General features: G+C 40.7%; 25 protein-coding genes and 2 tRNA genes. 8 read left to right on the top strand and 19 right to left on the bottom strand.

Annotated elements, in window-relative coordinates:
* Positions 1-147 precede the first annotated feature (147 nt).
* Positions 148-2592, top strand: coding sequence for a S8 family serine peptidase (locus IEY40_RS06895; protein ID WP_188954651.1), 2445 nt, complete (start codon positions 148-150; stop codon positions 2590-2592).
* A 64-nt stretch (positions 2593-2656) separates the two neighbouring features.
* Here IEY40_RS06895 and IEY40_RS06890 read toward each other — a convergent pair whose 3' ends face one another.
* The 5 genes from IEY40_RS06890 to IEY40_RS06870 form a co-directional block, all read right to left on the bottom strand.
* Entirely contained in the window at positions 2657-3259 is a 603-nt protein-coding gene (locus IEY40_RS06890; protein WP_229777042.1) for a CBS domain-containing protein, read from the bottom strand.
* A 425-nt stretch (positions 3260-3684) separates the two neighbouring features.
* On the bottom strand, positions 3685-4221 hold the full coding sequence (locus tag IEY40_RS06885; RefSeq protein WP_188954649.1) for a YaeQ family protein: 537 nt from the start codon (positions 4219-4221) through the stop codon (positions 3685-3687).
* Positions 4222-4300: 79 nt separating this feature from the next.
* Positions 4301-5212, bottom strand: coding sequence for a precorrin-2 dehydrogenase/sirohydrochlorin ferrochelatase family protein (locus IEY40_RS06880; protein WP_188954646.1), 912 nt, complete (start codon positions 5210-5212; stop codon positions 4301-4303).
* Positions 5213-5219: 7 nt separating this feature from the next.
* On the bottom strand, positions 5220-5579 hold the full coding sequence (locus IEY40_RS06875; protein ID WP_188954644.1) for a rhodanese-like domain-containing protein: 360 nt from the start codon (positions 5577-5579) through the stop codon (positions 5220-5222).
* Between the two features lie 264 nt (positions 5580-5843).
* Positions 5844-6161 carry a putative signal transducing protein gene (locus IEY40_RS06870; RefSeq protein WP_188954642.1) on the bottom strand — a complete coding sequence of 106 codons (318 nt, stop codon included), beginning with the start codon at positions 6159-6161 and terminating at the stop codon, positions 5844-5846.
* A 161-nt stretch (positions 6162-6322) separates the two neighbouring features.
* Here IEY40_RS06870 and IEY40_RS06865 point away from each other — a divergent pair, with 161 nt between their 5' ends.
* The 3 genes from IEY40_RS06865 (at position 6323) to IEY40_RS06855 (ending at position 9437) form a co-directional block, all read left to right on the top strand.
* Positions 6323-6724, top strand: a complete 402-nt coding sequence (locus IEY40_RS06865; RefSeq protein ID WP_188954640.1) for a DUF3224 domain-containing protein — start codon at positions 6323-6325, stop codon at positions 6722-6724.
* A gap of 454 nt (positions 6725-7178) precedes the next feature.
* Complete coding sequence (locus IEY40_RS06860) at positions 7179-9119, top strand: putative bifunctional diguanylate cyclase/phosphodiesterase (protein ID WP_188954638.1); 1941 nt, start codon at positions 7179-7181, stop codon at positions 9117-9119.
* A 60-nt stretch (positions 9120-9179) separates the two neighbouring features.
* A complete protein-coding gene (locus IEY40_RS06855; RefSeq protein WP_188954636.1) occupies positions 9180-9437 on the top strand; it encodes a hypothetical protein in 258 nt (85 codons plus the stop codon).
* Between the two features lie 160 nt (positions 9438-9597).
* Here IEY40_RS06855 and secF read toward each other — a convergent pair whose 3' ends face one another.
* The 6 genes from secF to IEY40_RS06825 all read right to left on the bottom strand — a co-directional run bounded on the left by secF (position 9598) and on the right by IEY40_RS06825 (position 15361).
* Entirely contained in the window at positions 9598-10545 is a 948-nt protein-coding gene (gene secF, locus IEY40_RS06850) for a protein translocase subunit SecF (protein ID WP_188954635.1), read from the bottom strand.
* A 14-nt stretch (positions 10546-10559) separates the two neighbouring features.
* The gene (gene secD / locus IEY40_RS06845; RefSeq protein WP_188954633.1) at positions 10560-12410 is read right to left on the bottom strand and encodes a protein translocase subunit SecD; all 1851 of its coding nucleotides are present in this window, start codon (positions 12408-12410) and stop codon (positions 10560-10562) included.
* Positions 12411-12427: 17 nt separating this feature from the next.
* Positions 12428-12760 (bottom strand): preprotein translocase subunit YajC, encoded by a 333-nt coding sequence (gene yajC, locus IEY40_RS06840; protein ID WP_160055628.1) that lies wholly within the window; start codon positions 12758-12760, stop codon positions 12428-12430.
* Positions 12761-12785: 25 nt separating this feature from the next.
* Positions 12786-13910, bottom strand: a complete 1125-nt coding sequence (gene tgt, locus IEY40_RS06835) for a tRNA guanosine(34) transglycosylase Tgt (protein WP_160055630.1) — start codon at positions 13908-13910, stop codon at positions 12786-12788.
* Positions 13911-14063: 153 nt separating this feature from the next.
* The gene (queA, locus tag IEY40_RS06830) at positions 14064-15104 is read right to left on the bottom strand and encodes a tRNA preQ1(34) S-adenosylmethionine ribosyltransferase-isomerase QueA (protein ID WP_188954632.1); all 1041 of its coding nucleotides are present in this window, start codon (positions 15102-15104) and stop codon (positions 14064-14066) included.
* Between the two features lie 68 nt (positions 15105-15172).
* Positions 15173-15361 (bottom strand): hypothetical protein, encoded by a 189-nt coding sequence (locus tag IEY40_RS06825; protein WP_188954631.1) that lies wholly within the window; start codon positions 15359-15361, stop codon positions 15173-15175.
* A gap of 204 nt (positions 15362-15565) precedes the next feature.
* Between IEY40_RS06825 and IEY40_RS06820 the strand changes: the two genes are divergently transcribed.
* The 3 genes from IEY40_RS06820 (at position 15566) to IEY40_RS06810 (ending at position 17591) form a co-directional block, all read left to right on the top strand.
* The gene (locus tag IEY40_RS06820; RefSeq protein WP_188954630.1) at positions 15566-16162 is read left to right on the top strand and encodes an acyl carrier protein phosphodiesterase; all 597 of its coding nucleotides are present in this window, start codon (positions 15566-15568) and stop codon (positions 16160-16162) included.
* A 19-nt stretch (positions 16163-16181) separates the two neighbouring features.
* Complete coding sequence (locus IEY40_RS06815) at positions 16182-16769, top strand: protein disulfide oxidoreductase (protein ID WP_188954629.1); 588 nt, start codon at positions 16182-16184, stop codon at positions 16767-16769.
* 168 nt (positions 16770-16937) lie between these two features.
* Positions 16938-17591 carry an RluA family pseudouridine synthase gene (locus tag IEY40_RS06810; RefSeq protein WP_188954628.1) on the top strand — a complete coding sequence of 218 codons (654 nt, stop codon included), beginning with the start codon at positions 16938-16940 and terminating at the stop codon, positions 17589-17591.
* A gap of 101 nt (positions 17592-17692) precedes the next feature.
* Here IEY40_RS06810 and sstT read toward each other — a convergent pair whose 3' ends face one another.
* From sstT to IEY40_RS06780, 6 genes are all read right to left on the bottom strand, one after another.
* The gene (gene sstT, locus IEY40_RS06805) at positions 17693-18925 is read right to left on the bottom strand and encodes a serine/threonine transporter SstT (RefSeq protein ID WP_188954627.1); all 1233 of its coding nucleotides are present in this window, start codon (positions 18923-18925) and stop codon (positions 17693-17695) included.
* Positions 18926-19362: 437 nt separating this feature from the next.
* Positions 19363-20265 (bottom strand): chemotaxis protein, encoded by a 903-nt coding sequence (locus IEY40_RS06800; RefSeq protein WP_188954626.1) that lies wholly within the window; start codon positions 20263-20265, stop codon positions 19363-19365.
* A 206-nt stretch (positions 20266-20471) separates the two neighbouring features.
* A complete protein-coding gene (locus IEY40_RS06795; RefSeq protein ID WP_188954625.1) occupies positions 20472-20951 on the bottom strand; it encodes a protein-tyrosine phosphatase family protein in 480 nt (159 codons plus the stop codon).
* An 11-nt stretch (positions 20952-20962) separates the two neighbouring features.
* On the bottom strand, positions 20963-22249 hold the full coding sequence (locus IEY40_RS06790) for a DEAD/DEAH box helicase (RefSeq protein WP_188954624.1): 1287 nt from the start codon (positions 22247-22249) through the stop codon (positions 20963-20965).
* A 77-nt stretch (positions 22250-22326) separates the two neighbouring features.
* On the bottom strand, positions 22327-22866 hold the full coding sequence (locus IEY40_RS06785) for a methylated-DNA--[protein]-cysteine S-methyltransferase (protein WP_229777041.1): 540 nt from the start codon (positions 22864-22866) through the stop codon (positions 22327-22329).
* Between the two features lies 1 nt (position 22867).
* Positions 22868-24400, bottom strand: coding sequence for a DNA-3-methyladenine glycosylase 2 family protein (locus tag IEY40_RS06780; protein ID WP_188954621.1), 1533 nt, complete (start codon positions 24398-24400; stop codon positions 22868-22870).
* 223 nt (positions 24401-24623) lie between these two features.
* On the opposite strand from IEY40_RS06780, the gene IEY40_RS06775 reads away from it, so the two are divergent.
* Complete coding sequence (locus IEY40_RS06775) at positions 24624-26453, top strand: ABC transporter ATP-binding protein (protein ID WP_188954620.1); 1830 nt, start codon at positions 24624-24626, stop codon at positions 26451-26453.
* A 196-nt stretch (positions 26454-26649) separates the two neighbouring features.
* On the opposite strand, the gene IEY40_RS06770 is transcribed toward IEY40_RS06775, so the two are convergent.
* Positions 26650-26725, bottom strand: a tRNA-Val gene (locus tag IEY40_RS06770).
* A gap of 31 nt (positions 26726-26756) precedes the next feature.
* Positions 26757-26832 (bottom strand) — tRNA-Val (locus tag IEY40_RS06765).
* Between the last annotated feature and the right edge of the window lie 58 nt (positions 26833-26890).

Genomic DNA, 26890 nt, shown 5'->3' with positions numbered 1-26890 from the left:
GAACAGGTGTTCACACAAATCACTTGTTAACATTTTATTTACAACTGGTTAATTTTTGATTACATTTTATTGTGTTAAGCAAACATAGCTTATCGATAAAACATAATTAGAAAGACAATATTTAACCCTGATAACATGGAAGATAACATGAAAAAAAACCAACATAAGGCTGTTGTACTTAGCATGACAGCATTGGCGTTAGCCATATCAACTCAAGTGAATGCTGCACCTAGTTCTCTAACACTTTCATTAACAAATCAACAAATTGAGCAGCAATCTCCCTTACCTAAGCGTTATATCGTCAAGTTTAGAAACGACAATGCCGCGCAAGTAATGAGTGATATTGCGATAAGCCAAAGTGCTAACGAGATAACCGATGCCAGTAGCATGGACTATCAACCTAGAACTAATGAAATCTTCAGCCAGTTAAGAGCACTTAACAGCGTTAAAGCACGAGAAATGAAACGAATTGGCAGAAGTAATAGTTATTCAACAAAGCTCGACAGCACGTCTATTAGAGCGTTGCGTCTGCGTCAAGATGTCGAATACGTAGAAGAAGATTTACCGCGTCGCTTATTAGCTGAAACCACCCCGTGGGGGCAAACTTATGTCGGTGCAACAGTATTGAGTGACAGCCAAGCAGGCAATCGTACCATTTGTATTATTGATTCTGGTTACGATCGTAGTCACAACGATCTAAGCGGTAATAATGTCACGGGTACCAATAACTCTGGTACAGGTAACTGGTATCAACCGGGTAACAATAATGCCCACGGTACACACGTTGCAGGCACCATAGCAGCTATCGCCAACAATGAAGGCGTTGTGGGTGTGATGCCAAACCAAAATGCTAATATTCATGTGGTTAAGGTGTTTAACGAAGCGGGATGGGGTTATTCTTCATCACTTGTTTCTGCAGTAGATACCTGTGTTAACTCTGGCGGCGCGGATGTAGTGACGATGAGCTTAGGCGGCAGTGGTTCTACTACAACTGAACGTAATGCACTCAACACACATTACAATAATGGCGTGTTACTCATAGCCGCTGCAGGTAATGCCGGAGACAGTAGTTACAGTTACCCTGCATCGTATGACAGCGTAATGTCTGTTGCTGCGGTAGACAGCAATCGCGACCATGCTGCATTTTCACAATACACCGACCAAGTTGAGATTTCTGGCCCAGGTGAAGCGATTTTATCAACCGTAACTGTGGGCGAAGGCCGCACTGCAGATATCACTATTGCTGGCCAATCATACTTTAATAATGGCGTGGTTCCTCATAACCGCTTAACACCATCAGGCAGTAGTTATGCATCTGCACCTGTTAATGCAAGCGCTACAGCAACATTGGCTGAATGTACCGTTAATGGTACAAGCTTTAATTGTGGCAGCATGAGCAATAAAATTTGTTTGGTGGAACGAGTAGGTAATCAAGGTTCTAGCTACCCAGAAATCAACGCAGTTAAAGCGTGTAAAACCGCTGGTGCAAAAGGCGTCATTGTTTACAGTAACACCGCACTGCCTGGCTTACAGAATCCCTTTTTGGTCGATGCAAACAGTGAAATCACAGTACCATCAATGTCTGTTGACCGCGCAACAGGTTTAGCACTGCGAGCCAAAATTGGTCAATCGGCTACAGTATCAAACTTGGGCAATCAAGATTATGAATACTATAACGGGACATCAATGGCGACGCCACATGTGTCTGGCGTAGCAACATTAGTATGGAGCTACCACCCAGAATGTAGTGCCACTCAGATCCGTGCGGCGCTGAATGCAACTGCAGATGACTTAAATGTAGCAGGCCGTGACAATAAAACCGGCTTTGGTATGGTGAATGCTACTGCTGCAAAAGCTTATTTAGATGAATCATGTACTGGCCCAACTGATACGGGTAGTGGCTCTGGTGACAACGTGCTTGAAAAAGGTGTTGCAAAAACCGGTTTAGCTGGAGCAAAAAATGATGAGCTTTACTACTCGCTTGATGTGCCAGCAGGGGCAACAGCTTTGAGCTTTACCATGAGCGGTGGCACAGGTGATGCTGACTTGTATGTTCAGTATGGCGCTTCGCCAACAACGAGTAGTTACGATTGTCGTCCATGGAAAAGTGGGAATGCAGAGTCTTGCCCTATCGCAACGGCGCAATCTGGAACATATTATGTGATGGTTCAAGGCTACAGTGCCTTCAGTGGCGTAAGTTTAGTGGCTAATTATACTGCTGCAAGCTCTGGCAGTGGTACAGGCGGTCCTGCGACTTACACCAATACTAACAACTATAATATCCCTGATAACAACACAACGGGTATCTCAAGCCCTATCTCTGTTACACGTACCGGTAACTCTGGAACGGTATCAGTGTCTGTTGGTGTCATCCACACCTATATTGGTGATTTAAAAATCCAACTGATAAGCCCTACAGGCCAAACCGTTGTGTTACATAACAATACGGGAGGCGGCACAGATAATATTAGCCAAACATACACGGCAAATATGGCTGGTGTTGAATCGAGTGGCACTTGGACGCTTAAAGCCGTTGATAACGCTAATAGAGATACAGGGTATATCGATACTTGGAGCTTAAGTTTTCAATAACTTTGCTCATTAACTCATAAAAATAGCCACATCATGTGGCTATTTTTTGTTTAATCGACAGATATTAAAAATGGGGTTGTGGAGTTTTTAGTACCGCTGGCTGTTGAATTTTACTGATCACATCAAAAATAGCAGCAAATGAATTTGGAGTGCTGACATCGACCGCTAATTTTAATCTGCGGGCAATATCATTAGCCGATAACACACCTCGAATAGCGTGTTGTTGCCTGTCTAAAACGAGACAATGCTGTTGCCCTGCTGACTTTAACGTTTCGATGACATCACCGATTTTGGCATAGCTTAAATCATCGTAATCAATGGCTTTTAACTGATCTTTAGGGATCATAAAATCAATGACTTTAAGCTGTTCCCGTTGATGCCCTTCAGCAACTCTCTTTAATATTTCTTGATTATGTAAAGATTCAAAACTAATCAAACCCAAAAATTCATTTTTATGATTAACCACTAATTTAAGACGGACGTGGGATTTTTGCATCAAGCTTTCCACTTCGACAGCTGATGCATTTGATTCAATGACTAGAGGGGTCACTTTTTTGAAATCCGTAAAAATATTTACCGCCGAAGAAAGGATTGAGATATCTTCATGTGCTTCAGGTGAGGTTAATTCGTCGATTTTTTCTACTGGGTATAATGCTAATTTTTTCACAACAACATCCTTAATCTACTACCGCCACATAATAAAAACACCATAATAATCATGATGATAAAATAAAAATAGTGTTTAAAACATGCTTTGATTATCTTCCTGTGATTTTATTTGCACAATACCTTTCCAGATTAAAGTTTATTCACAATTGTGAAATTAAGGTTTAATTCACATTCCAATGCTATGAGGTGTGATAGAAAGGCAACATTAATAGGTAATCTTGAAGTGTTTTTGAAGAAGTAAATCACTAGCTAAACTGCGAGCTAACCTGACATGATGAATAATGTAGAGTTAACACAGCGATAAAACATCGCTGTGTTTGATAAAATAATGTTTAGCTATCGAGGAAGCGATAATATTAAATTTATAATACCTCTAGAAAGGAGTATGGTTAATTCGAGTAACCAAAGGTCGAATATTTCTTATTACTTAAGCTTTTCAGGCTCAATCATGACACTGTTGTCTTTGTCAGAAAACCACACTTGCCCTTCACTGATACTGACTTGAAGCGCCATATTACGAGTAACAAATATCTCTAGTTGCTTAACAGCTTCTTCAGGCAAATTAATCACAGATAAATTGTCATAACGACTTAATGCTTGCTGGTTTTGTTGCCACCAAATAGGCACACTGCGACCACCATAGGTATATAAAATAACTTGTTTGGATCGCCCACTGGCTTTACGCAACCATTTCTCATCAGCTTGGCCAAACTCAACCCATAAGTTTATTTCATCACTTAAACTTTTATCCCATAATTCGGCTTCATCATCGACACACAACCCTTTACTAAATGCCAATGTCTGTGATGCATTTAATGCAAAAGCTAACAATCGAACCATCATCCGCGTATCGGTTTCAGAAGGGTGCTGAGCGAGTGTAATAGCATGATCAGCATAGTAATGACGATCCATATCAGCAATTTGAAGTGCAACTTTATATACGGTAGCTTTGGCGGCCATTAGGCGATCTCAATAGGCATAAAAAAGCCGAGTCTACTACAAACTAGACTCGGCGTGTTAGTTGAGCACGCTTAAAACGTTATAAAGCACCGGGTCGCAAATGTTTTGCCATCGGGAAATAAGCAATCAACTGGGCCACTTTTTCAGTATTGGCGACTATCAGCATGCGCTCTCCTTGTTCATAATGATGGGAGATCTCACTTAACTTAGGAATAGAGGTTCGATTTGCATCTCTGCGTAACAACTCATTCGTATCGCTATCAACGGGTTCATCACTGAAAATAACATCAAGTTTTTGCAGTAATGGCATTGCAGCAATCGGTAACAAACTTGCAGGTGTATGCTCAGTCAGTAATAAAATTTCGCCTTGTCGAGTCATATCTTGAAAAGCATCAACATAGCGTTGCACGGTGAGATTATCGAACCTGTCTTGGTTACTATTAAAGAAACGTTCCCAAAATAGCCGACGATCTTTACCGTCGGCTAAGGTTTGCTGCACTTCCTCACGTTTACTTGCAACAAAATCAAATAATGGAGTTAACGATGCCGGCAACATAGTTTCTAAACGTGAGCGGATAGTCCTAGCAAATACAGGCGCTGCGCCCGCGGTACTAATCGCAACAACTAAGCGGCCACGGTCGACAATTGAAGGAGTTATAAACCGGCAATACGACGGATTATCGACGACATTAACCCATATACCACGTTCATTAGCTAAATCCGCAAAATCCATATTAAGCTGCTCATTTGCTGTGGCCAAATAAACGATATCCACACCAGCAATGTCAGTTTCTAATACTTCCCGGCGAGATAATTTAATCCGACCTTGCGTATGATAGGTCTCAATATCTTTAGCCACGTCTGGAGCTATCACATGAATAATGGCATCAGTTCGCGACAACAAATCGAGCTTTCGAGTTGCAACCTCACCTGCGCCAACAAGCAACACACGTAAACCTTGAGTATCAACAAAAAGTGGAAAATATTGCATTTAAATCTCAATCTTGAACAATAGGGAATTGATGTTGGATCCAGGCTCGATAACCCCCAACCATAGAAGCAACTTGAGTGTAACCCATCAATTGTAAATTATAAGCAGCCAATGCAGCACGCTGGCCTGCACCGCAGTAAAGCAAAATTGGCGTATTTTTATCAGGAAAACGGTGTTCAATATCTCGTTCAATGATACCGCGACTCAAATGCTTTGCTTGAGGCAAATGCCCCTGTAACCATTCATTGTCTTCACGAACATCGATTAATTGCCATTGATCTTGCTGTTGATACTGTTCGATAGTCACTAACGTGACATGTGACATAACTGATTCAACTAAACTAGCAAATGCTGGAGACGCTTGCATAATGAGCCCTTAAAAAGATAACGCCATTTTTAGATAATGACACTTATATACGTCAAAACTGTAAAAAAAGTTTATTAGATAGCTTAAGAAAATAATAATTTATACAAGAAGTTAGATAGACTTTATTTTGTTTCACGATGAATATTACGAAATATTAGTTAACTCCTCGCTACAAGTAACGCAGCATAAATTAACATTAGCTAACCGATTACCGCTTTTCAGGGCACCTAACAGAGTGGCTTACTGAGCATGTAACATTATTATTTAATTATGCGTTTCGCTTTTTTGTGCGCTGCATTGCCAGCATAGTTCAAAACTGCCTTCATTCATTTCATGGCATTGCACACATTGCCATTGTGGTTGCTCTATTTCGAGAGCATCAAGTAATGTTTGTGCAGCGGCTAACTGAGTGTTCATCACCCATAATTCAACAGTTTGCATTTCAATAGGAAGGCCACCCACGCCACCTATTAGCGCTTCACCTTTAAGATCAACTTCAATGCCGCTGGTTTCCAGTAACCCTTTCCATGTGTGGGCCTGTAACAGATTGCCACCGGCCAATAATACTTTTCGTTGTTCCATGCGTTATCCTACTGCATTGCTCTGCTGGCAAATTTGTTTCATCCTACTTCCTCAACCAAAATCTGTCGAGTACTGTTTATAAATTGGACATTTCTATTAAACAATGATTACCTTAAGTTTATCGATACCATGAACAAAGCTCGTAATCAAAAGGACTCAACATGACCAAGGTTGTCTTAAAAGGCGTTTTTCAAATTACCCAATGGGATGAAACCGCATATGCAGAGCATGAAGATGGCACCAAGCAAACGATTGCAAATATAAAACAAACTTATTCAGGAGACATCACCGGATCAGCGGATATTCGTTATGTGATGTCATACCAACAAGATACTACTGCTGTATTTACAGGCTTAGAAGAGCTTAATATTACGACACCTGAAATTACAGGCCGTATCATATTTCAACATAACGGCACATTTGTCACGGGTGTGGCTCAAAGTGAATTTCATATTATTGCCGGGTCCGGAACAGAAAATCTAACGGAATATATTGGACAAGGCGAGTTTACTTCAACTGAGAATGGCCAAGCTGAATATGTAATTACGCTTAACATAGCTTAATGGTTAATTGATCAATTACTTGAATTAGCCATCATTTAAAGACTAATTAGTTAACGCCAAATAGATTTTTTTGAATTTCAATCGCTAAATTAACAACTTTTAGTCAGTAAAAAGTATTACCCTACTTCTTTGCTAAGGGGGATATTTAATTATAAATAATGCCTTCAATATACTATTGAGTTCCTTTGTTTTTAGCTGGGCTTTGATTTGAACTTTAGTGCAAAGCCTGCACTCACTTGCAGCTCAGATTTGCTGCTAAGTGATTGTTAGAATATATAAATAAAAAAGCGTTATGTTAATGCCAACTTCATTACATAATCAACAAAACATATACAAACTCAATTGTTAAATGACAAAATTTACTCTACACTCGTAAATTAATCACAAACGGTATTTGTTTCCATATAAACAACCGTGCCAAATTCTACAACTAACTATTTAAGAGCCCAAACTAATGCGGACAACCAAAATAATCTTGTTATCATTAAGTTTATTAATCGGGTTATCTCTTTTAGTTATAATCACACTCAATCAAAGTCTTCAAGCCTTTAATCGCGATAATAACAACGTCAATTTGCAACAATTTGATCAGCGTAATGTGGCCCCTGTAAGTAATCATTGGGCAAGCATCTTATTGAACTATAACATTGTGTCTGATGACAAAAAAAACTATGTAGTATTATCCAAAGTTGATAATGAAATAAAAGTAATTAGCCTTAATGATGCATTCAATAATATTATGCTATTCAGTAACTTGCCTTTATTGCTTTTAGGTTTCTTTGCCATCGGTATTCCGTTTTACATTACTCGCCGACAAAAGAGAAAACTTGATAAGTCGTTAGAGGTGGTAAACAACGAAACAAACAAGTTACTGGCAGCCTTTAATATTACACCGCCTAAGGTTGAGCAACAAAATACTATCTCTAAATTGAGTTTAGCTCTGATTGAGCTCAATAAACAAATCCACGCACAGCAGCACAAAAATATCATTAGCCAACATCAAGATAAACTGACCGGGCTCATTGACCGCCATGCATATTTACAACACCTGCAAACTCAACTTGAACAAGCCCAAGCGTTAAAGAAAAAGCAGGCATTATTGTTTATCGACCTCGATGGTTTTAAACAAGTGAATGACTCATTCGGCCACAGTTTTGGTGATGAAGTATTAATTCAGGTCGCCCAGCGACTTGCGACGGTTGTACGTAACCGCAAGCTCAGTCATTTTGCACCAACATTAGGCTTGGAGTTAAGTTTATCGAGATTAGGTGGTGATGAGTTTTCCATTTTCATTGAAGACTTACATGATGAAAATCTCGTAATAGAAGTGGCTCAAAATGTATTACAAGAGATAGAAGGCGATTTTGTATTAGGTAATAAATTAATTAAAATTGGCGCTAGTATTGGGATTGCGGTTTATCCCGACAGTGCAGCAAACCCCAATACTCTATTACAAATGGCCGATGTTGCAATGTATAGAGCCAAAACAGATGGTCGAGGCATTTATCGTGTTTATTCGCCAGAAATGGGCAATAAAATGCGTCGTTATCACTATTTACTTGAAGAAATGCGTCTTGCTATGGCGAGTCAAAATTTTAGTTTATCTTTTCAACCCATTGTGAATGTAAACGATTTCAGCATCGATTATTTTGAATGTCTGGTACGCTGGCACCACCCAACTGAAGGTTCTATTTCACCTACTGAATTTATCCCCATAGCAGAAGACTCTAACTTAATTTTAGAGTTGGGTAATTGGATATTGATTGAAGCCTGTCGCCAAATGGCGGCTTGGTATAATGCAGGTATGAATAAGGTAAGAATATCGGTCAATATTTCTGGGGTACAACTAGCACATATCCCGCTTCATGATTGGGTTATGGAAACCATTAACAAAGTTGGATTACCGCCAAAAGCATTATTACTTGAAATCACCGAGTCGTGCTTTATAGATGCTTCTGAAAATGTGATATCGGATTTAGAAAAACTGCGTCAAGCAGGAGTATTAATCGCTATTGACGACTTTGGTACTGGGTTCAGCTCGTTATCCACCCTGGCTAATTTACCCGTTGATGTCATTAAAATTGATAAGTTGTTTATTGACCAAGCAAATATTAACCCCAAATATGAAAAGATTTTAAATTCGATTAGTGGCTTAGGGAAAACCCTTGATTTAAAAATCGTTGCTGAAGGTGTTGAAACAGCACCACAGTTTGAGTTAGTCAAAAAACTCGGCATTGATTGCATTCAAGGGTATTTAATCAGCCGTCCTGAAACGTCCAAAGATGTTGGCAGTAAAATGATTAGCCAAAACTTCAATCATATTGCCATGACGGGCACTGGTGTATACGCGCCACAAACAACCAAGGCTCCTATCGTGCAAATAAAGGCCAGTTAGAAGTAGTATGAATATCAGCAGTATTAAGTCGTTATAGAAGGACAATAGTCGGTTATAAACATGAATACTCAAAAAGCTAATAGTAAACCAAGTCTGATTAACATTAGCCGATTAAACACTACGGCAGGGACATTCAGAGTCACAGCAGACCATGAGAACTCGCTAAGGTTAATTATGATAGAGATTTTGAGTACCGATGGCTGGGAAGCGTTAGTCATTGAAACTGATTCTAGTTGGTATCAAACTCTGCTTACAGCCTGTAAACAACACCTTCACAAGCAATCATTAAACAGCAATGATCAGCAAAAACCAGCCTAATGCTTCATACCTACAAAATAACGTCTTATTTATAACGCCAATGAAACAAATAAGTGCATAAAAGCTTGTATTAAAACACCTTCAAAATTAGATAACTATAAAACAATAAACCCCAGCAAGCTGGGGTTTATTGTTGGCAATTGAGCTGTAATAATACGTGTTACGGCATCATAGAAGGCTGATCAGCGCCCTCTTTCTCAATCTCTACAGGTAGCATGTGTTCGCGGTTAATACCCAGTTTAATGGCGAGATAACTTGCCACATAAATCGATGAGTACGTACCCACAAAAATACCCAATAGCAATGCAGTCGCAAAGCCGTGGATCATGGTGCCACCTTTAAGGAATAACGCAATGACCGTAATCAAGGTCGTACCGGTAGTAATAACAGTACGACTCATGGTTTGAGTAATAGAGGTATTCACAATCTCTTCAGGTGTGCCTTTACGCATTTTTAAGAAGTTTTCACGAATACGGTCATACACTACGATGGTATCGTTAAGTGAGTAACCGACAACCGTTAACAAACCGGCTAATACCGTTAAGTCAAACTCCAGTTGTAATACAGAGAACACCCCTAAAGTCACAATCACGTCGTGAGCAAGTGCCGCAACAGAGCCAGCGGCTAAGCGCCATTCAAAACGAAATGAAACGTAAATAAGAATACAGATTAAGGCAACAATAACTGCGAGGCCACCCTGCTCTGCTAACTCTTTACCGACTTGTGGGCCGACAAATTCAACACGTTTTTGCACCACACCAGCATCAATTGATTGAGCTGCAGTTAATACTGCTGCAACCTGAGCATCACTTTTCAGTTCGCTTCTTACAGGTAAACGAACTAAAACGTCACGGCTAGAACCAAAGTTCTGTACCACTGCACCTTCAGCATCGTCTGTTGTCATGGTTGCACGCAACGCATTTAAGTCAACAGGTTCTGAAAACTCCATCTCAACAACGGTACCGCCGGTGAAATCTAAACCCCAGTTAATGCCTTGCACGCCTAACGATACAAAAGAAGCAATCACCAAGATAAACGACATGACACTGATAGGAAATGCATGACGAAGAAAGTCGACTGTGTTTTTTACTGAAAATATCTGAAACATATTCAACTTCTCCTTTAGATAGATAATGACTTAACGCGCTTACCACCCCAAATCGCATTCACGATTGAGCGTGTGCCAACAATGGCTGTAAACATCGAAGTCGCGATACCTATCATTAAGGTAACAGCAAAGCCTTTCACCGCTCCGGTACCCACAGCAAACAAAATAAGTGCTGTCATAAAGGTAGTGATGTTTGCATCGGCAATCGTCGAGAACGCATTACCGTAACCTTCATGAATGGCTTGTTGTACGCTACGACCGCCTAGAATTTCTTCTCGGATACGTTCAAAAATAAGCACGTTTCCGTCAACCGCCATACCAACAGTTAGCACCATACCGGCAATACCTGGCAGTGTTAATACCGCACCTGGGATCATCGACATAACGCCCACAACCATGATTAAGTTAGCCATCAATGCAAGGTTGGCGATAAAGCCAAATGCACGGTAGTAAACCATCATGAATACCAGCACAACAACCATGCCCCATACCATGGCTTGTACACCGTTTTCGATGTTTTCAGCACCAAGGCTTGGACCAATAGTGCGTTCTTCTACGATTGTTACTGGCGCAATAAGTGCACCGGCTCGTAATAGTAACGCTAGACTTTGTGCTTCACTGTGCTCAAGGCCTGTGATCACAAAATTACGGCCTAAACGAGCTTGAATGGTCGCAACCGAAATAACCTCTTCAATCTTGGTCATTTTAACGGTGCCATCAGGGTTACGAAGGCCGCTGTCTTTGTATTCAATAAACAATGTTGCCATTGGTTTACCGATATTGTCTTTGGTTACGTTCGAGAAAATCGTGCCGCCTTTTGCGTCAAGATTAATCGCTACCTGAGGTCGACTGTATTCGTCAAAAGTAGGCTGTGCACCAGTGATATGATCACCAGTTAACATCACTTCTTTTTTCAGAACGGCAATGCCACCTTCACGACGTTGATAAACTTCAGCTCCAGCAGGTACACGGCCACTGGCCGCAGCACTGACGTCTGCTTTGTCGTCAACCATACGAAACTCAATCGATGCAGTTGCACCTAAGATCTCTTTTGCACGAGCGGTATCTTGTACACCCGGTAGTTCAACAATAATACGCTCTGCGCCTTGACGTTGCACTACAGGTTCAGCAACACCTAACTCGTTAACACGGTTACGAATCGTTGTGATGTTTTGCTGTAAAGCTTCTTCCTTAATTTGCTTAAGGTATACATCACTCATCGTTGCCAGTAATACAAACTCTTTATCAGTGCTTGCATCGGTATAGATCATGTCGTTGCTGCGAGTTTTTAAATAATTCTCAGCTTGGCTAACCGTGTCAGCATCACGAAACTTAATCGCAATTCCTTTAGGGGTTTTGCGAACACCTGCATAGCGGATTTTTTCTTCACGTAGCTGGCTACGGAAATCAGCTACTTTGGCCTCTTCCATTTTGCGGATCGCTTCGCCCATATCCACTTCCATTAAGAAGTGAACACCACCACGTAAATCCAAACCTAACTTCATTGGTGACCCACCAACAGCTTCAAGCCATTCAGGGGTTGCCGGCGCTAAGTTCAGTGCAACGGTATATTTCTGTCCAAGTTGCTCAGCAATGGCCTCTTTAGCCACTAACTGTTGCTCAGAGTTCTGTACTCGAACTAATAATTGTCCGTTTTCAAGTTCAGCACGCTTAATCGCAATGCCTTTACCTTCTAACATTTGTACAACGTTAGCTTGAGTTGACGCAGTAACTTCCGCACCACGAGTTGCCACTACCTGAACAGCATGGTCTTCACCAAACAAATTCGGTATGGCATAAAAACCACCAATGGCGATGATAAGCACCACCATGATGTTTTTCCACATTGGGTATTTATTTAACACACCATAGCCCTCTTGGCTTATAACGACTGGATAGAACCTTTAGGCAATACCGCTGCGATGTAATCCTTTTTAATCGTAATTTGGTTGTTATCGTTAATGGCTAATAACACGTAATCACTTTCTTCGCTGATTTTAGTTACTTTGCCTAAAATACCACCGCTAGTTAACACTTCATCACCTTTTGAAATCGATGCCATCAGGTTTTTGTGTTCTTTAACGCGCTTTGACTGTGGACGGAAAATCATGAAGTAGAAAATCAACCCGAACATCACAAGCATAAAAATTAACTGCATGGTTTCGCCACCGGCAGCGCCACCCATTGGGCTTGCATAAGCATTTGAAATTAACATAGTTCTCTCTTCTTATTAGCTAAAATTAATCGATTAACTCAGGTACTTCACGACCAAGACTGGTATAGAACTCCTTCACAAAGGCGTCTAATGTACCTGTCTGAATTGCGCCGCGCAAACCTTCCATCAACATTTGGTAATAACGTAGGTTGTGAATGGTGTTTAAACGTGCACCTAGAATCTCATTACAACGATCTAAATGGTATAAATAAGCGCGCGAATAGTTTTTACAGGTATAACAATCACACTTAGCATCAAGCGGTGCAGTATCATCACGATGACGTGCATTACGGATTTTAATTACCCCTTCGCTGGTAAATAAATGACCGTTACGAGCGTTACGTGTTGGCATTACACAGTCAAACATATCAACGCCACGACGCACACCTTCAACTAAATCTTCTGGTTTACCTACACCCATTAAATAACGCGGTTTATCAGCAGGAATTTGCGGACAAACGTGTTCTAAGATGCGGTGCATATCTTCTTTAGGCTCACCGACAGCTAAACCACCAACGGCATAACCATCAAAGCCAATGTCTAATAACCCTTTAACACTTTCATCGCGCAAATCTTCGTAAACACCACCCTGAATAATACCAAACAATGAGTTTGGATTTTCTAGACGGTCAAACTCATCACGCGAACGTTTTGCCCAACGCAGTGACATTTGCATTGATTTGCGAGCTTCGTCATGCGTTGCTGGGTATGGCGTACATTCATCAAAAATCATCACGACATCAGAACCCAATGAATCCTGGATCTGCATTGATTTTTCTGGATCTAAAAAGATCTTTTCACCGTTAATCGGTGAACGGAAATGCACACCTTCTTCAGTGATTTTACGAATGTCGCCTAAGCTAAACACCTGAAATCCACCTGAATCAGTCAATATTGGACGTTGCCAGTTCATAAAGTCATGCAAGTCACCATGTTTGCGCATGATTTCTTCGCCTGGGCGTAACCATAAATGGAAGGTATTACCCAATAAAATGTCTGCACCTGTGGCGCGGACTTCTTCAGGCGTCATACCTTTAACAGTACCGTAAGTACCTACAGGCATAAATGCTGGCGTTTCTACAGTGCCACGGTCAAATATCAAACGTCCGCGACGCGCACGTCCATCAGTTGTGTCTAATTCAAATTTCATAAATCACCTTGCCAGATAAACAGTCTGACTTGTTTAGTTTCTATAGTAATGAGGGCGAATTTTAATGCTTCAAGGTTAAGAACACATTAAAACATCAAAACGCCCACTATTAGCGGGCGTTTATTGGCGTGTATTGTAAATCAATTTCAGGGATTAGGGGGCTTTTTTCGTCACAAACATGGCATCACCATAACTAAAAAAGCGATATTTTTGCGCTATAGCATGTTGATATGCCGCCATGACCTCATCGTAACCAGCAAACGCACTAAGCAACATGATTAATGTTGACTCAGGTAAGTGAAAGTTAGTCACCATCGCATCAACAATCTTAAACTGATAACCTGGGTAGATAAAGATATCGGTATCGCCGCTAAACGTTTCAAGGGGCGCATCACCACAAGCGCGAGCAGCACTTTCTAAAGAACGTACTGACGTAGTGCCAACGGCAACAACTCGGTGACCATTAGCTTTAGTTTGCGCGATAAGATCAACAACATCTTGCGGTACATTTGCCCATTCAGAATGCATTTTATGTTCAAGTATATTATCAACACGAACAGGCTGAAATGTCCCAGCGCCAACATGCAAGGTCACAAAAGCAACATTGACACCTTTATCTTTTAACGCGGCTAACATTGCATCATCAAAGTGCAAACCTGCTGTTGGTGCTGCTACCGCACCTGGAGTTTGGTTATAAACAGTTTGATAACGCTCTTTGTCCGCATCTTCATCTGGACGGTCAATATATGGCGGAAGTGGCATATGGCCTACTTGCTCAAGCACGGCTAATATCGTGTTATCGCCTAATAACTCAAGCTCAAATAATGCCTCATGACGCGCAAGCATCTTCATTTGGTAGCCTGAATCTAAATTAATTAATGTATCTGCTTTTGGCGATTTGGAGCTACGTACATGGGCAAGGATACGCTTATCATCAAGCATGCGTTCAACTAAGATTTCAAGCTTGCCACCTGTGGCTTTTTGGCCAAATAAGCGTGCAGGGATCACTCGGGTGTTATTGAACACCATTAAGTCGCCAGGATTAATTAACTCAAGTAAATCAGTAAACTGCTTATCCGCTAACTGTCCGTCTATACCGTCGAGGGTTAGTAGACGCGACGCATTGCGTTGTGCAGTCGGATAACGAGCAATAAGCTCATCTGGAAGGTCAAAAGAAAAGTCAGCAACGCGCATAGTAATATCTCAACAGTAAAAACGGCCGCTAGTCTATTGTGAGCGCAGGTTAAGATCAAGTTTACTGATTACTTTGTCGGCTTTTGTATTGGTGTAGCAGAGTTGGGACTGTTGTGTTCTAAAGTTGCAGTTATTGGCTGCTCAGTCGTTTTATCAGACTTAAAAGAATGAACTTCGTAGCGCATATCAATCTGTACTTTATTTGTTTTAGCCGCTATCGGCCTGCCGAATATTTTTTTAAGCCAGTTTTTCATCATCCATGATCCCTAAATAAAGCCTTAATTTTTATAATCAATTAGTTAACACTAATTTATAGCAGTAACAACAACACAGTTCACAATACTCAATGACATTTGCGTATAAAGCGTTATGATTGAACCAAGCAGCTAGTCATTATTGTAATGCTTTGTTACAAACGGCTTGTATCATACTGTAATATAATAAAATTAGAAGCACAAAATATGAACTTTTTAGCACACTTACATTTAGCTGACATAAGCGATACCCATCTAGTGGCTAATTTGTGCGGTGATTTCGCCAAAGGAAAAATTGAAGATCACCCTCAACATCTTCAGCAAGGAATTTGGTTGCATCGTCAAATAGACCAAGTAACTGATAGTCATGAAATTATTATCGATTTATTGAAACAATTCCCTAAAACGTCTCGCCGAGTCGCGCCCATATTAATCGATTTAGCATTTGACCATTATTTAGCCTTTTATTGGGAAGAATATCATCATCAAGAACTCGATGTGTTTTGCCAAAAAGCCTATCAAGAACTTAATACTACGCCCCAATTACCTGCAACCTTACAGGCTATCGCACCTAAAATAATCCAACAAGATTGGTTGAGTAGCTACAAGACGAAACAAGGATTAAATCAAGCAATAAAAGGGGTTAGCCAGAGGCTGTCAAAACCAGAATTATTTGACCATGCGATACGTGATGTAGATAAACTGTATGTCGAAATTGAAATAGCATTTCGGACCTTTTACCCGCAGTTAATGGCTTATAGTAAAATATACAGTCGTAAAACCCCAAACCAGTATTTACCTTAAAATGAAGTAAGCCCTCAATATGCCAATATGGATTACACGTTGTATTAACACTATCGGTGTAAATGTTCGTTCATCGCGATTTTGGCTACTGGCCTTACGAGATTTAGCTATGCTAGCAGCACTATTATTTGCGGTTGCAAGTTACCTTCAACGTGACATGCTAACGGGTACAGCCCCACCTATTAATGATATTGTGATCAATAACAGCTTGGCCAATAGTCAGCAACACAACGAGAGTGAGGTATCATTTTTTAATCACGCTCAGCAGACCAACAAAGCAAGCTTAGTGTACTTTTGGGGTACCTGGTGCACAGTGTGTAAAGTTACCTCGCCTATGGTCAATAGCGTGGCAAAAGAGCAAAATTATCAGGTTATTTCTGTTGCTGTGGCCTCTGGTTCAAATACTGAAATAAATGCATTTATGCAGTATAATGATTACCAATTTGCTGTCATCAACCAAACCAATAATCACCATAGCCAGCAATGGGGAGCAACGGCCCTACCAGCCATTTATATTGTCGACAGCAACAATCAAATTCGCTTTGTCACATCTGGCGTTACTAGCTACTGGGGCATGTCGCTGCGCTTGTGGTTTGCAAGTTTGTAGTTAATCTCAACTTGAAGATATTAAATGTCAGCATATCTTCACCTTTCCATAAATACCCACTTGATAGACACTGTTAACGTTATCTTATTTTCGTTACTGAACAAATTTTGTTAGTATGCGCGCGTTACCTTCAGGCATAACTCAGTTTATTAAAGAGACAATTCCATCATGCACATCTTTACTTATCGACCACCGTCAATTCCTTGGTTGGACATCCGTTATAAAGACCGTGATATTATTGTGATTAATAAACCTTCGGGATTATTATCAAATCCTGGGCGCTCACCAGACACTCATGACACAGCAATAACTCGCTTACAGCAACGTTACCCAGAAGCGATTTTAATCCACCGCTTAGATTGTGATACTTCAGGGATTTTGATTTTTGCTCGCACCAAAAAAGCGGAGTCTCACTTAAAAATCCAGTTTCAGAACCGCCAAGCTAAAAAAGTGTATATTGCCGAAGTATTTGGACAAGTATTGGAACAGCAAGGTAAAGTAAATTTTGCATTAGGCCCAAACCCTGACACGCCACCCTTTCAGATGTTAAGTGATTCGGGCAAAGCAGCACTAACTTATTTTAGTGTGTTAGAACACCGCAGCAATTCAACCTTAATGGAACTTAAGCCTCATACCGGTCGCACCCATCAGTTGAGGGTGCACATGCTTGCTCTGGGTCATCCTATATTAGGTGATGAATTTTATGGCGACAAAGAAACCATACAAGCCAGTAAACGCCTCAATTTACATGCACAATCATTAATTATTACGCATCCATATACCCAAGTTGAAATGACATTTTTTAGCCAACATCCATTCTAATAACATGAACTCAGGATAATAGTAACTGGTTTAAATCAATCACAAAAATGCCGGCACCACAGTTATCCCATGGGCCGGCATTTTTATTCTATCTGCTACATTTAACTTACTTGAGCCGCCTCTTTAGCTTCGGCTGCTTCACACGCCGCTGCCGTGAAGATAACGTCAGTAGAGCTGTTTAAAGCTGTTTCAGCGGAGTCTTGAATAACACCAATAATAAAGCCTACCGCAACAACCTGCATTGCAACGTCATTTGAAATACCAAATAAGCCACACGCTAATGGAATTAACAATAACGAACCACCTGCGACACCAGACGCACCACAAGCAGATATAGAAGCAACAATACTTAATAATAGCGCGGTCATAAAGTCGACCGGAATATTGAGTGTATGGGCTGCAGCAAGGGTTAATACGGTAATCGTAATTGCTGCCCCCCCCATATTAATGGTCGCGCCCAATGGAATGGATACAGAGTAAGTATCTTTATGCAGCTTTAACTCTTCACATAGTGCCATGTTGACTGGAATATTAGCGGCACTAGAACGAGTAAAGAACGCCGTTACGCCGCTTTCACGTAAACATTTAAAAACCAATGGATAAGGGTTACGCTTAATTTTAACAAACACAATAATAGGGTTTACCACTAAGGCAATAAATAACATTGCACCAACGAGTACCGCTAATAACTGAGCATAACCTGCTAGTGCTTCGAAACCCGTTTCAGCAAATGTTGCTGCCACTAAACCGAAAATACCGATTGGGGCTAAACGAATGACAAAGCGAACAATATTCGAAACAGCATCGCTTAGATCTGAAAGCATTTGCTTAGTGCTCTCACTGGCGTGATGCATGGTAATACCTAAACCTGCACCCCATACTAAAATACCGATATAGTTGCCGGTTAATAGCGCGTTAACGGGGTTATCAACAATTTTAAATAACAAAGTATTTAAAACCTCGGTAATACCTTGAGGTGGATTAGAACCTTCAATTCCGGTTGCCAGCAATAATGTCGTTGGAAAAGCAAAACTGAAAATAACCGCAGTAAAGGCTGCTGCAAAGGTTCCTAAAAGATATAAACCAATGATAGGACGCATATTGGTGTGACTGTTTTTCTTTTGATTCGCAATCGATGATGCGACTAAAACAAATACAAGTACGGGTGCAATGGCTTTTAGTGCGCCAACAAACAGCGAACCTAAAAATGCCACACTGTGGGCACCGGTTGTTGAAACACTGGCTAAGATCACTCCCAAAATGATCCCGCTGATAATTTGTAGCACTAAGCTACCGCTAGCGATTCGAGCTAACAGTGATGTTTTCTGATTCATTGCTTAACCTATGATTATTATATTAATGGCTTTTTTTATTGTTAGTAATACCTAAAGCTAATACTGTGATTAATCGCATAATGCGTTATAAAACAACTATCGTTATCATATAAAGCGCTAAACAAGTTAACCGTATCCCTGAAAAGTATTATGTTGCTGGTATCCTTGTTAACAATTTAACTCAACATAAGCGTTTCAAAAATAACTTCATGGCTTTAGCTTTATGCTATCACTGGGCGCGGTGCACCGAAAAAGCCTTGTAGCTATATATCAGGATGGAACATAAGAAGTCTAGTTTTGAGCACAAAAGAGTTAAAAAAATCTATCGTTGTTGTTTAAATGAACGATAGTTTATCTGTTCTATATAAATTGAAATCAAGTTGTTAAACATGTTACAAGCCCAAGGCTACAGAAAATATTGATGTTTTTACTGTTTATCAAACAATATGCTTAGTATTCGCGCCGCGCAACATGGCTTCAATCAACTCTTTAGCATCAAACTTAGTTAATGCTTCGTTAGCCCCTACTTGCTTAGCCTGACTGACGCTTATTTCGCTAGATAATGACGTGTGTAGAATAATATAAGCATTGGCGATATCGGGATTATTTTTAACTTCGAATGCGAGTTCATAACCATCTAAGCCCGGCATTTCAATATCACTAACAAGTAAATCTATTGGCGCACGCTCTTTTGCAGCCTGTAACATCATCTGCAATGCTTCATGGCCGTCGGACGTGACTTGATAGGCAATGTTGATTGAATCTAATGCATCAGATAGCTGCTTACGAGCGACTTTTGAATCATCTACCAATAAAATGCGTAATGGTTTGAGTTTTTCTCGTTGGACATCGGTCAATATAGCGCGATTAGTAATGGGATCATCAGGGAATATCTTTGACAACAATAGCTCAACGTCAAGAAGTTGAACAAGCTTGTCATCAAACCGAGTCACTCCAGTTAAAAAAGCATTTTTGCCTAAATTATTTGATGGCGCCTCAATATTGCGCCAGTTACATTCAATAATCTTGTCAATTGCACGTACTAAGAAACCAATCACCATGCGTTGGCAATCGGTAATGATGATGTAGCAATCTTGACGTTCTAGATCTGTCACGGGCTTAAAACCAATGCCAGCAGCCATATCAATAACAGGAATCGTCATGCCACGGATTGTCGCTGCACCCATAATAGCAATATGAGAGTGAGGGATTTTGGTTAACGGTGTATACGGAACAAGCTCACGAATCTTTAAGGTTCCCAATGCAAACTGTTGAGTGTGGTTTAACCTAAAAAGCAATAAACCTTGCGATTGATTCGCTTTGCTCATTTTTGGACTCATTGTTTCCCCTTGTTCGCGCGTTTGTCTTTTTCACTATAGCATTTATCGTCAAACTTTAGCGTGTATTAAACATATACAGATCACAAGACAAAAAAATCCACAGAGATAACGATTTCACAAAAAATAAAGGGAAACATTAAGATAAATCTGAGCGATCTATCTTGATGTTTCCCTTAACGCACTGTGTTGTCTGTGTGTTTAATCTGTTAATTTGATGCTGACTGTAACTCGTAAAGTACATCATAAACGAATTGATCCCAGCCATCTGCATCAAATGCTAAACCACTGGCATTACGCACTTGGCTTACTGCATGTACAGGGGCAGCACCATTTTCCATCATGTAATAGGCCATCACCATTTCGGTGCGGTTAATCCCAGAGCGACAATGTAATAATACTGGTAATTGCTCTGCTTCACATTGACGAATAAAAGCTAATACCTGTGGCAAAATTTCTGCACATACAGCTAAATCTTGCGGTTTAGGCGGAATGTTATCGGGTAGATTAAAGACTTTATGCTTTAAACCTAGTTGTGCCATAGCAGCAGTATCACAGCCTTCACCATTGTTTAATGATGCAATCGCGCCAAACCCGGCTTGCTTTAATTCAGCTAAGTCCCATGCATCTTTGTTTGGACCACTTCGCCCTGCGATTTGATCATCAACTAACCAAAAAATATGTTTCATATTACCTACTACTAATCTGGTTTTTTAGCCCAAATATCAACATTAATTGGGGGTGACTTTTTGCGTTTCTTCTTACCTGTACCTTCCGGTTTTGCAACTGGTTTAGGTTGTTCTAACACGACGTCAGGTATATTCTCGTCAGCTTCAAATCCGCTAACTTGTTCGCGTTCAAGACGAATTTTATTCTTTTTCTCAATAACAGAGAAATGATGATACTCATCATGAGATATCAAGGTCAACGCTAAACCGACCTCTCCTGCACGACCACTTCGGCCGATGCGATGCATATAATCTGCTGGACTGCGTGGTAAGTCAAAATTAATTACTACTGGCAGTTTTTCAATGTCCAAACCACGTGCTGCAATGTCGGTTGCTATCAATACCTGTATCGTTCCTGCTTTAAAGCTTTCGAGTACTCTGCTACGTGCACCTTGCGCTTTATCACCGTGAAACACTTCTGCACTAATTCCACGTTTAGCTAACTTTTGCGCTAAATGATTACAGCCATTTTTAGCACTTACAAAAATCAATACCTGACGCCATTGATGCTCAAGTAATAAATGCGCAAGCAAAGCTGTTTTCTTCTCACGGTTAACCGTCATGACACGTTGTACAAGAGTACTGGCTTCGGCGCTTTGTAACTGTACCTCTAAAGGTTCAACCAATAACGCTTGGGTTAGTTGGCGCACTTCTTCAGGGAATGTGGCAGAAAATAATAGAGTTTGTTTTTTCTTAGGCAGCAAAGCGATGAGTTGCGATAACTCTTCAGTAAAGCCTAAGCTAAGCATTCTATCGGCTTCATCAAGAACTAATGTGGTCACTGCAGATAACTTAATCGCATTAGTTGACACTAAATCTAATAATCGGCCCGGTGTTGCCACAACAACATCTGCACCGCCACGTAAAGCAAGCATTTGAGTATTAACCGATACACCACCAAACGCAGCAACCACTTTAATCCCGCCATTTAAATGCACGGCATAAGATTTAAAACTGTCGGCGACCTGTTTCGCAAGTTCTCGCGTTGGTACTAATACCAAAGCACTCACAAAGTTTCCTTTAGTCGCATTAACGTTTGTGCGTTTCATTAACTGCTGCAATATCGGTAATGCAAACGCTGCGGTTTTACCTGAGCCAGTATTAGCACCTGCTAGTAAATCTTTACCTGCTAAAATGCTGGGGATTGTGTGGGCTTGAATAGGCGTAGGCTGAAGATATTGAAGCTCTGCCAAGCGAGCCAACAACAGAGTGTTTAGGCTAAATTCTGCAAAAGTAGTAGCTAATGAAGCTTGTGTCATGGATCAGATGTGCTCAACAATGGGTAACAATCGGACATTTTACCGCACTTTAGCGCAGCAGTCAGATAAATTACGATTTAATCGCTCGCTTCGAGATTAAGCAACCATTGCTTCATTTCAAGTCCATAAGCATAACCAGTTAACTTACCTCCTTTACCAATCACGCGGTGACACGGGACAATAATGGCGATTGGATTAGCGCCATTTGCCGCTCCAACAGCCCTAACCGCTTTAGGCCGACCTATAGTATTGGCAATATCACTGTAACTGCAGCTTCCGCCAAAAGGCAGCTCACTTAAAGCATGCCACACTTGTTGTTGGAACTCAGTTCCTTTAGGCGCTAGCGTGACACTAAACTGCTGTCGCCTACCGGCAAAATATTCTGCTAATTGTTGAGTCGTAGACTCTATGTAATTTTGTGCATCAACGGTTAGGAGATCATCATCGTGACTTATGAATAATGTGGTTAATGATTGAATCGCAACATCTGCGTGAGTACTTGCTAGGTCCTCAACTTGTAAATGAGTCAAGCCATTCTCGGATGCTTTGAGCGAAAGCAAGCCTACAGGGCTTGAAACCATCGCGGATATTCTTGGGGGAGCAATTATAGGCATCATTTTATTCTTTTGTTGGGTTCAGTGGATCTTCATCCCATAACTGAAACGTTAAATAACTGCCCCAAGGGCTGGCAGATTGACTTATTTTTTGGGCTATTTGAGCATAGACTTTTGTTGATTCAATAGGTTTGTTAGCCAATTGATGTAATGCATACAAGCGATTTTTTATTACTAAATCTGTGGTTAAAAAAACATTAGGATCACTTAGACCACGCATTTGAGCGTAAGCGACAGTCCATGGACCAATACCTTTAACCGTTAGCCAATCTTGTGGTGTAGAGTTTGGATGTTGAGCAACATATTGCCCCAAAGCATTCAATGCGAATTTACGTGCAGCAGGCATTTTTAGCTCATCAAGTGAGGCTTGAGCAATGGCCTGAGGAGTTGGGAAAAGTCGCCACTTTTTACCATTAACGATTAATTCTTCGCCATAATGCTGTACCACCGTATTAAGTAACTTAGTGGCTTGCACTACGCTAACTTGCTGCCCCAACACGGCACGGCATGCTGCTTCAAATGCATTACCTGTACCAGGGATCCTCAAGCCAGAATCGACTTTAGCCCCAAGGGATGAAATAGAGGTTAATGCTTGTTCAATAACCCGCATATCAGCATCTAAGTCAAATAAGGATCTTACTTTAGCGACAATTTTGTGCAAATGTTTTACGTCTTCTGCGTTAACAAAATAAATACTAAGATCAAGCTGTGTTTTTTGAGTATTCGGACTAACTGAAAAAACACCATTAACACCAAAAAACGAAAAGCTTCTCGCATAACCTCCTTTTTCATCAACGACCTCCATATGATCTACTTGACGAAAAGCATAAAAACGATTCATTTTTTGCCAGTTAAGTGGCGGACGATAGGCCAAAGCTAGCCGAATAGGGTTGACAGGCATAACTTCATTATCAGAGTGGACTTTCGTTAATGTACGTTGATTATTTTGTTTACGTAAGTCTGAAGGTGTAAGCATAAGCTGTTGTTTAAAGACTTCATTAAAACGTCGAATACTATTAAAGCCTGCAGCCATGGCAACATCTGTCATTGATAATGATGTTTGGTGAATAAGTTGTTTCGCAAACATTAATTGCTGATAAATTGCAAATCGTTTGGGCGAGGTGCCGACACCTTGATTAAAAAGTTGGCTTAAATATCGACTGGTAATCCCAAGCCGATCAGCAAGCTCAGTGATGGTACCTGCATTATCACCACTTAAAAAACCTTGCTCAATTAACTTAATGGCACGATTTAATGAGGTGTCCGTTCCTCGCCAAGCATGCGAACTTGGTGCGCTATCAGGACGACACCTAAGACAAGGTCGCAAACCCGCATTGGCGGCTTTGATTGCCGAATCGAAATAGCGTACGTTTTTTTCATGAGGAGGCGGAGCTGGACAAATTGAACGACAATAAATTCCCGTTGTTAGCACTCCAGTAAAAAATTGACCATCAAAACGTGCATCGCGGCTAAGCCTGGCCTGCTGGCATACTTGTGCCGTCAATGTGCAATCTGCTGGAGACACATCAATTGACATAATCTATTCCTGCAACTGAATAAAATATAAAACATACTGAACATTCATCTTAGGATTCTCGTATAACTTGTTATTGCGTTATTTTACCTAAGGCAAAGTACCACACCTAGCGGAAAACGGAACTCAATCGTATTTGTATACGGTAACAATTTAACCGATTACATTTGCCATTTTTACGTTATCCTATGCACCAGAAATCTCACTAACAATGTTAGAGCAATAGATGTTTAAATTTTTTGAATCTTTGACCCAAGCTTTACCACCTGAAGAACCGACTCAGCCACCGAACACCTTATATGCATTCTGTCGACACTATACTCGCGGGTTTGGTTGGCCTTTAATCGTGATGTCTGTGCTTACGGCAATGCTTGCCATTCTCGAAGTGTCTTTATTTGGCTTTATGGGAAAATTAGTTGATTGGTTAGTTACTAAGAATCCACAAACATTATGGCAAGATGAGCACGTAACCTTAATTGGCATGTCGATAATAGTGTTAGTTGTGATCCCTTTTTTAGTCTGGTTACATGCCTCAATTATTTATCAAACTTTGCTCGGCAACTACCCGATGGCCATTCGATGGCAGGCACACCGTTACTTACTTAAGCAGAGTATTTCGTTTTATCAGGACGATTTTGCAGGCCGCGTAGCGACTAAAGTAATGCAAACCTCTCTAGCTGTTCGCGAAACAGTCATGAAATTATTAGATGTACTGATGTACATTTTGATTTATTTCACTTCGATGCTAGTAATGATTGCCAGCGCCGATGTTCGTCTTGTATTACCTATGTTGGTTTGGTTAGCTGCCTATGTTGCGATCCAATGGAAATTAGTCCCTAAACTCAAAGCTGTAGCCACCGAACAAGCTGATGCCCGCTCAACAATGACTGGACGTATTGTTGACAGTTACACCAATATTTCAACCGTAAAATTGTTTTCTCATACCAAGCAAGAAGCAGATTATGCACGCGACAGTATGAGTATTTTTTTAAACACGGTTTATGGCCAAATGCGTTTGGTTACTGTAATTAACGTGTTGGTTCAAATCATTAATTATTTGTTGGCATTCACTATCACTGCTGTTTCAATTTGGCTATGGGCAGACAGTGCGATTACAGTAGGGGCAATCGCTATTGCAGTGAGTCTAGCCTTGCGCTTAAACGGGATGTCACAATGGATCATGTGGGAAATAAGCTCGTTATTTGAAAATATTGGTACAGTAACAGACGGCATGAATACTTTGTCGAAACCCATTGCAATTCAAGATAAACCGAATGCAAAGGACATTATAGTTAATCACGGTCAAATTGATTTTAACCAGGTAAGTTTTCATTATGGTGAGAAAAAAGGGGTTATCGACACCCTTGATTTACACATTAAACCAGGCGAAAAAGTTGGCTTAGTCGGTCGCTCAGGTGCTGGAAAATCAACATTAGTTAACTTGCTAATGCGTTTTCATGATGTTGAGCAGGGACAGATTATTATTGATGGCCAACCATTAACGGACATTACTCAAGATTCATTACGCGCAAACATTGGCATGGTGACGCAAGACACATCTCTACTGCATCGCTCAATTCGTGAAAATATTTTATATGGCGATCCAAACGCTAGCGAAGAAAAATTGATGGCCGCAATTACTCAAGCTCAAGCGTTCGACTTTATTGATACGTTAACGGATCCTTTTGGCAATAAAGGCTTAGATGCACAGGTAGGCGAGCGCGGAGTTAAGCTGTCTGGAGGCCAGCGTCAGCGTATCGCAATTGCAAGAGTATTGCTCAAAAATGCCCCTATCTTATTACTCGATGAAGCCACCTCTGCGCTCGACTCAGAGGTAGAAGCGGCAATTCAAGAGTCATTATACGAACTAATGGAAGGTAAAACGGTTATTGCCATTGCTCATAGGTTATCCACCATTGCGGCAATGGACCGTTTGATAGTATTAGATCAAGGAAAAATAGTAGAACAAGGCACTCATCAAGAATTGATTAAAGCCAATGGCATTTACTCACAACTTTGGGCTCATCAAACAGGTGGTTTTTTAGGGCTGGATTGATGCCGTAATTTACAGAGTTTAATAGAAGCCATTCAATTTGAGTGGCTTTTTTATGGCCAAACATCAAGAAAGTTAAAAAGTGAGATTGTAAGAAGCAATATTAGAGTGTTCTAAATAAGATTAAGTGATCAAATAATATTGCAGTTGTCTAAGAAAAATTGGAGTAGGATTAAATTAGAATTTATAACGAAGAATATGGTGGTCGCTACTGGGCTCGAACCAGTGACCCCCTCCTTGTAAGGGAGGTGCTCTCCCAGCTGAGCTAAGCGACCTGGGATATAACGCAGAAAATGTGATTTGATATGGTGGTCGCTACTGGGCTCGAACCAGTGACCCCCTCCTTGTAAGGGAGGTGCTCTCCCAGCTGAGCTAAGCGACCTGGGAATATCAATCTATAAAACAAGTAAAATATGGTGGTCGCTACTGGGCTCGAACCA

It is taken from the genome of Shewanella ulleungensis (assembly GCF_014648315.1).
Lineage (GTDB): Bacteria > Pseudomonadota > Gammaproteobacteria > Enterobacterales > Shewanellaceae > Shewanella > Shewanella ulleungensis.
The sequence above is the reverse complement of the archived record's forward strand: the minus strand, read 5'-3'. Positions and strand labels throughout refer to the sequence as shown.

Bases quoted from the DNA above. Each gene is read 5' to 3' on its own strand.
- IEY40_RS06895 (WP_188954651.1), top strand. From the start codon at position 148: ATGAAAAAAAACCAACATAAGGCTGTTGTACTTAGCATGACAGCATTG.
- IEY40_RS06885 (WP_188954649.1), bottom strand. From the start codon at position 4,221: ATGGCCGCCAAAGCTACCGTATATAAAGTTGCACTTCAAATTGCTGAT.
- IEY40_RS06880 (WP_188954646.1), bottom strand. From the start codon at position 5,212: ATGCAATATTTTCCACTTTTTGTTGATACTCAAGGTTTACGTGTGTTG.
- IEY40_RS06875 (WP_188954644.1), bottom strand. From the start codon at position 5,579: ATGCAAGCGTCTCCAGCATTTGCTAGTTTAGTTGAATCAGTTATGTCA.
- IEY40_RS06870 (WP_188954642.1), bottom strand. From the start codon at position 6,161: ATGGAACAACGAAAAGTATTATTGGCCGGTGGCAATCTGTTACAGGCC.
- IEY40_RS06865 (WP_188954640.1), top strand. From the start codon at position 6,323: ATGACCAAGGTTGTCTTAAAAGGCGTTTTTCAAATTACCCAATGGGAT.
- IEY40_RS06860 (WP_188954638.1), top strand. From the start codon at position 7,179: ATGCGGACAACCAAAATAATCTTGTTATCATTAAGTTTATTAATCGGG.
- IEY40_RS06855 (WP_188954636.1), top strand. From the start codon at position 9,180: ATGAATACTCAAAAAGCTAATAGTAAACCAAGTCTGATTAACATTAGC.
- secF (WP_188954635.1), bottom strand. From the start codon at position 10,545: ATGTTTCAGATATTTTCAGTAAAAAACACAGTCGACTTTCTTCGTCAT.
- yajC (WP_160055628.1), bottom strand. From the start codon at position 12,760: ATGTTAATTTCAAATGCTTATGCAAGCCCAATGGGTGGCGCTGCCGGT.
- tgt (WP_160055630.1), bottom strand. From the start codon at position 13,910: ATGAAATTTGAATTAGACACAACTGATGGACGTGCGCGTCGCGGACGT.
- queA (WP_188954632.1), bottom strand. From the start codon at position 15,104: ATGCGCGTTGCTGACTTTTCTTTTGACCTTCCAGATGAGCTTATTGCT.
- IEY40_RS06825 (WP_188954631.1), bottom strand. From the start codon at position 15,361: ATGATGAAAAACTGGCTTAAAAAAATATTCGGCAGGCCGATAGCGGCT.
- IEY40_RS06820 (WP_188954630.1), top strand. From the start codon at position 15,566: ATGAACTTTTTAGCACACTTACATTTAGCTGACATAAGCGATACCCAT.
- IEY40_RS06815 (WP_188954629.1), top strand. From the start codon at position 16,182: ATGCCAATATGGATTACACGTTGTATTAACACTATCGGTGTAAATGTT.
- IEY40_RS06810 (WP_188954628.1), top strand. From the start codon at position 16,938: ATGCACATCTTTACTTATCGACCACCGTCAATTCCTTGGTTGGACATC.
- sstT (WP_188954627.1), bottom strand. From the start codon at position 18,925: ATGAATCAGAAAACATCACTGTTAGCTCGAATCGCTAGCGGTAGCTTA.
- IEY40_RS06800 (WP_188954626.1), bottom strand. From the start codon at position 20,265: ATGAGTCCAAAAATGAGCAAAGCGAATCAATCGCAAGGTTTATTGCTT.
- IEY40_RS06795 (WP_188954625.1), bottom strand. From the start codon at position 20,951: ATGAAACATATTTTTTGGTTAGTTGATGATCAAATCGCAGGGCGAAGT.
- IEY40_RS06790 (WP_188954624.1), bottom strand. From the start codon at position 22,249: ATGACACAAGCTTCATTAGCTACTACTTTTGCAGAATTTAGCCTAAAC.
- IEY40_RS06785 (WP_229777041.1), bottom strand. From the start codon at position 22,866: ATGATGCCTATAATTGCTCCCCCAAGAATATCCGCGATGGTTTCAAGC.
- IEY40_RS06780 (WP_188954621.1), bottom strand. From the start codon at position 24,400: ATGTCAATTGATGTGTCTCCAGCAGATTGCACATTGACGGCACAAGTA.
- IEY40_RS06775 (WP_188954620.1), top strand. From the start codon at position 24,624: ATGTTTAAATTTTTTGAATCTTTGACCCAAGCTTTACCACCTGAAGAA.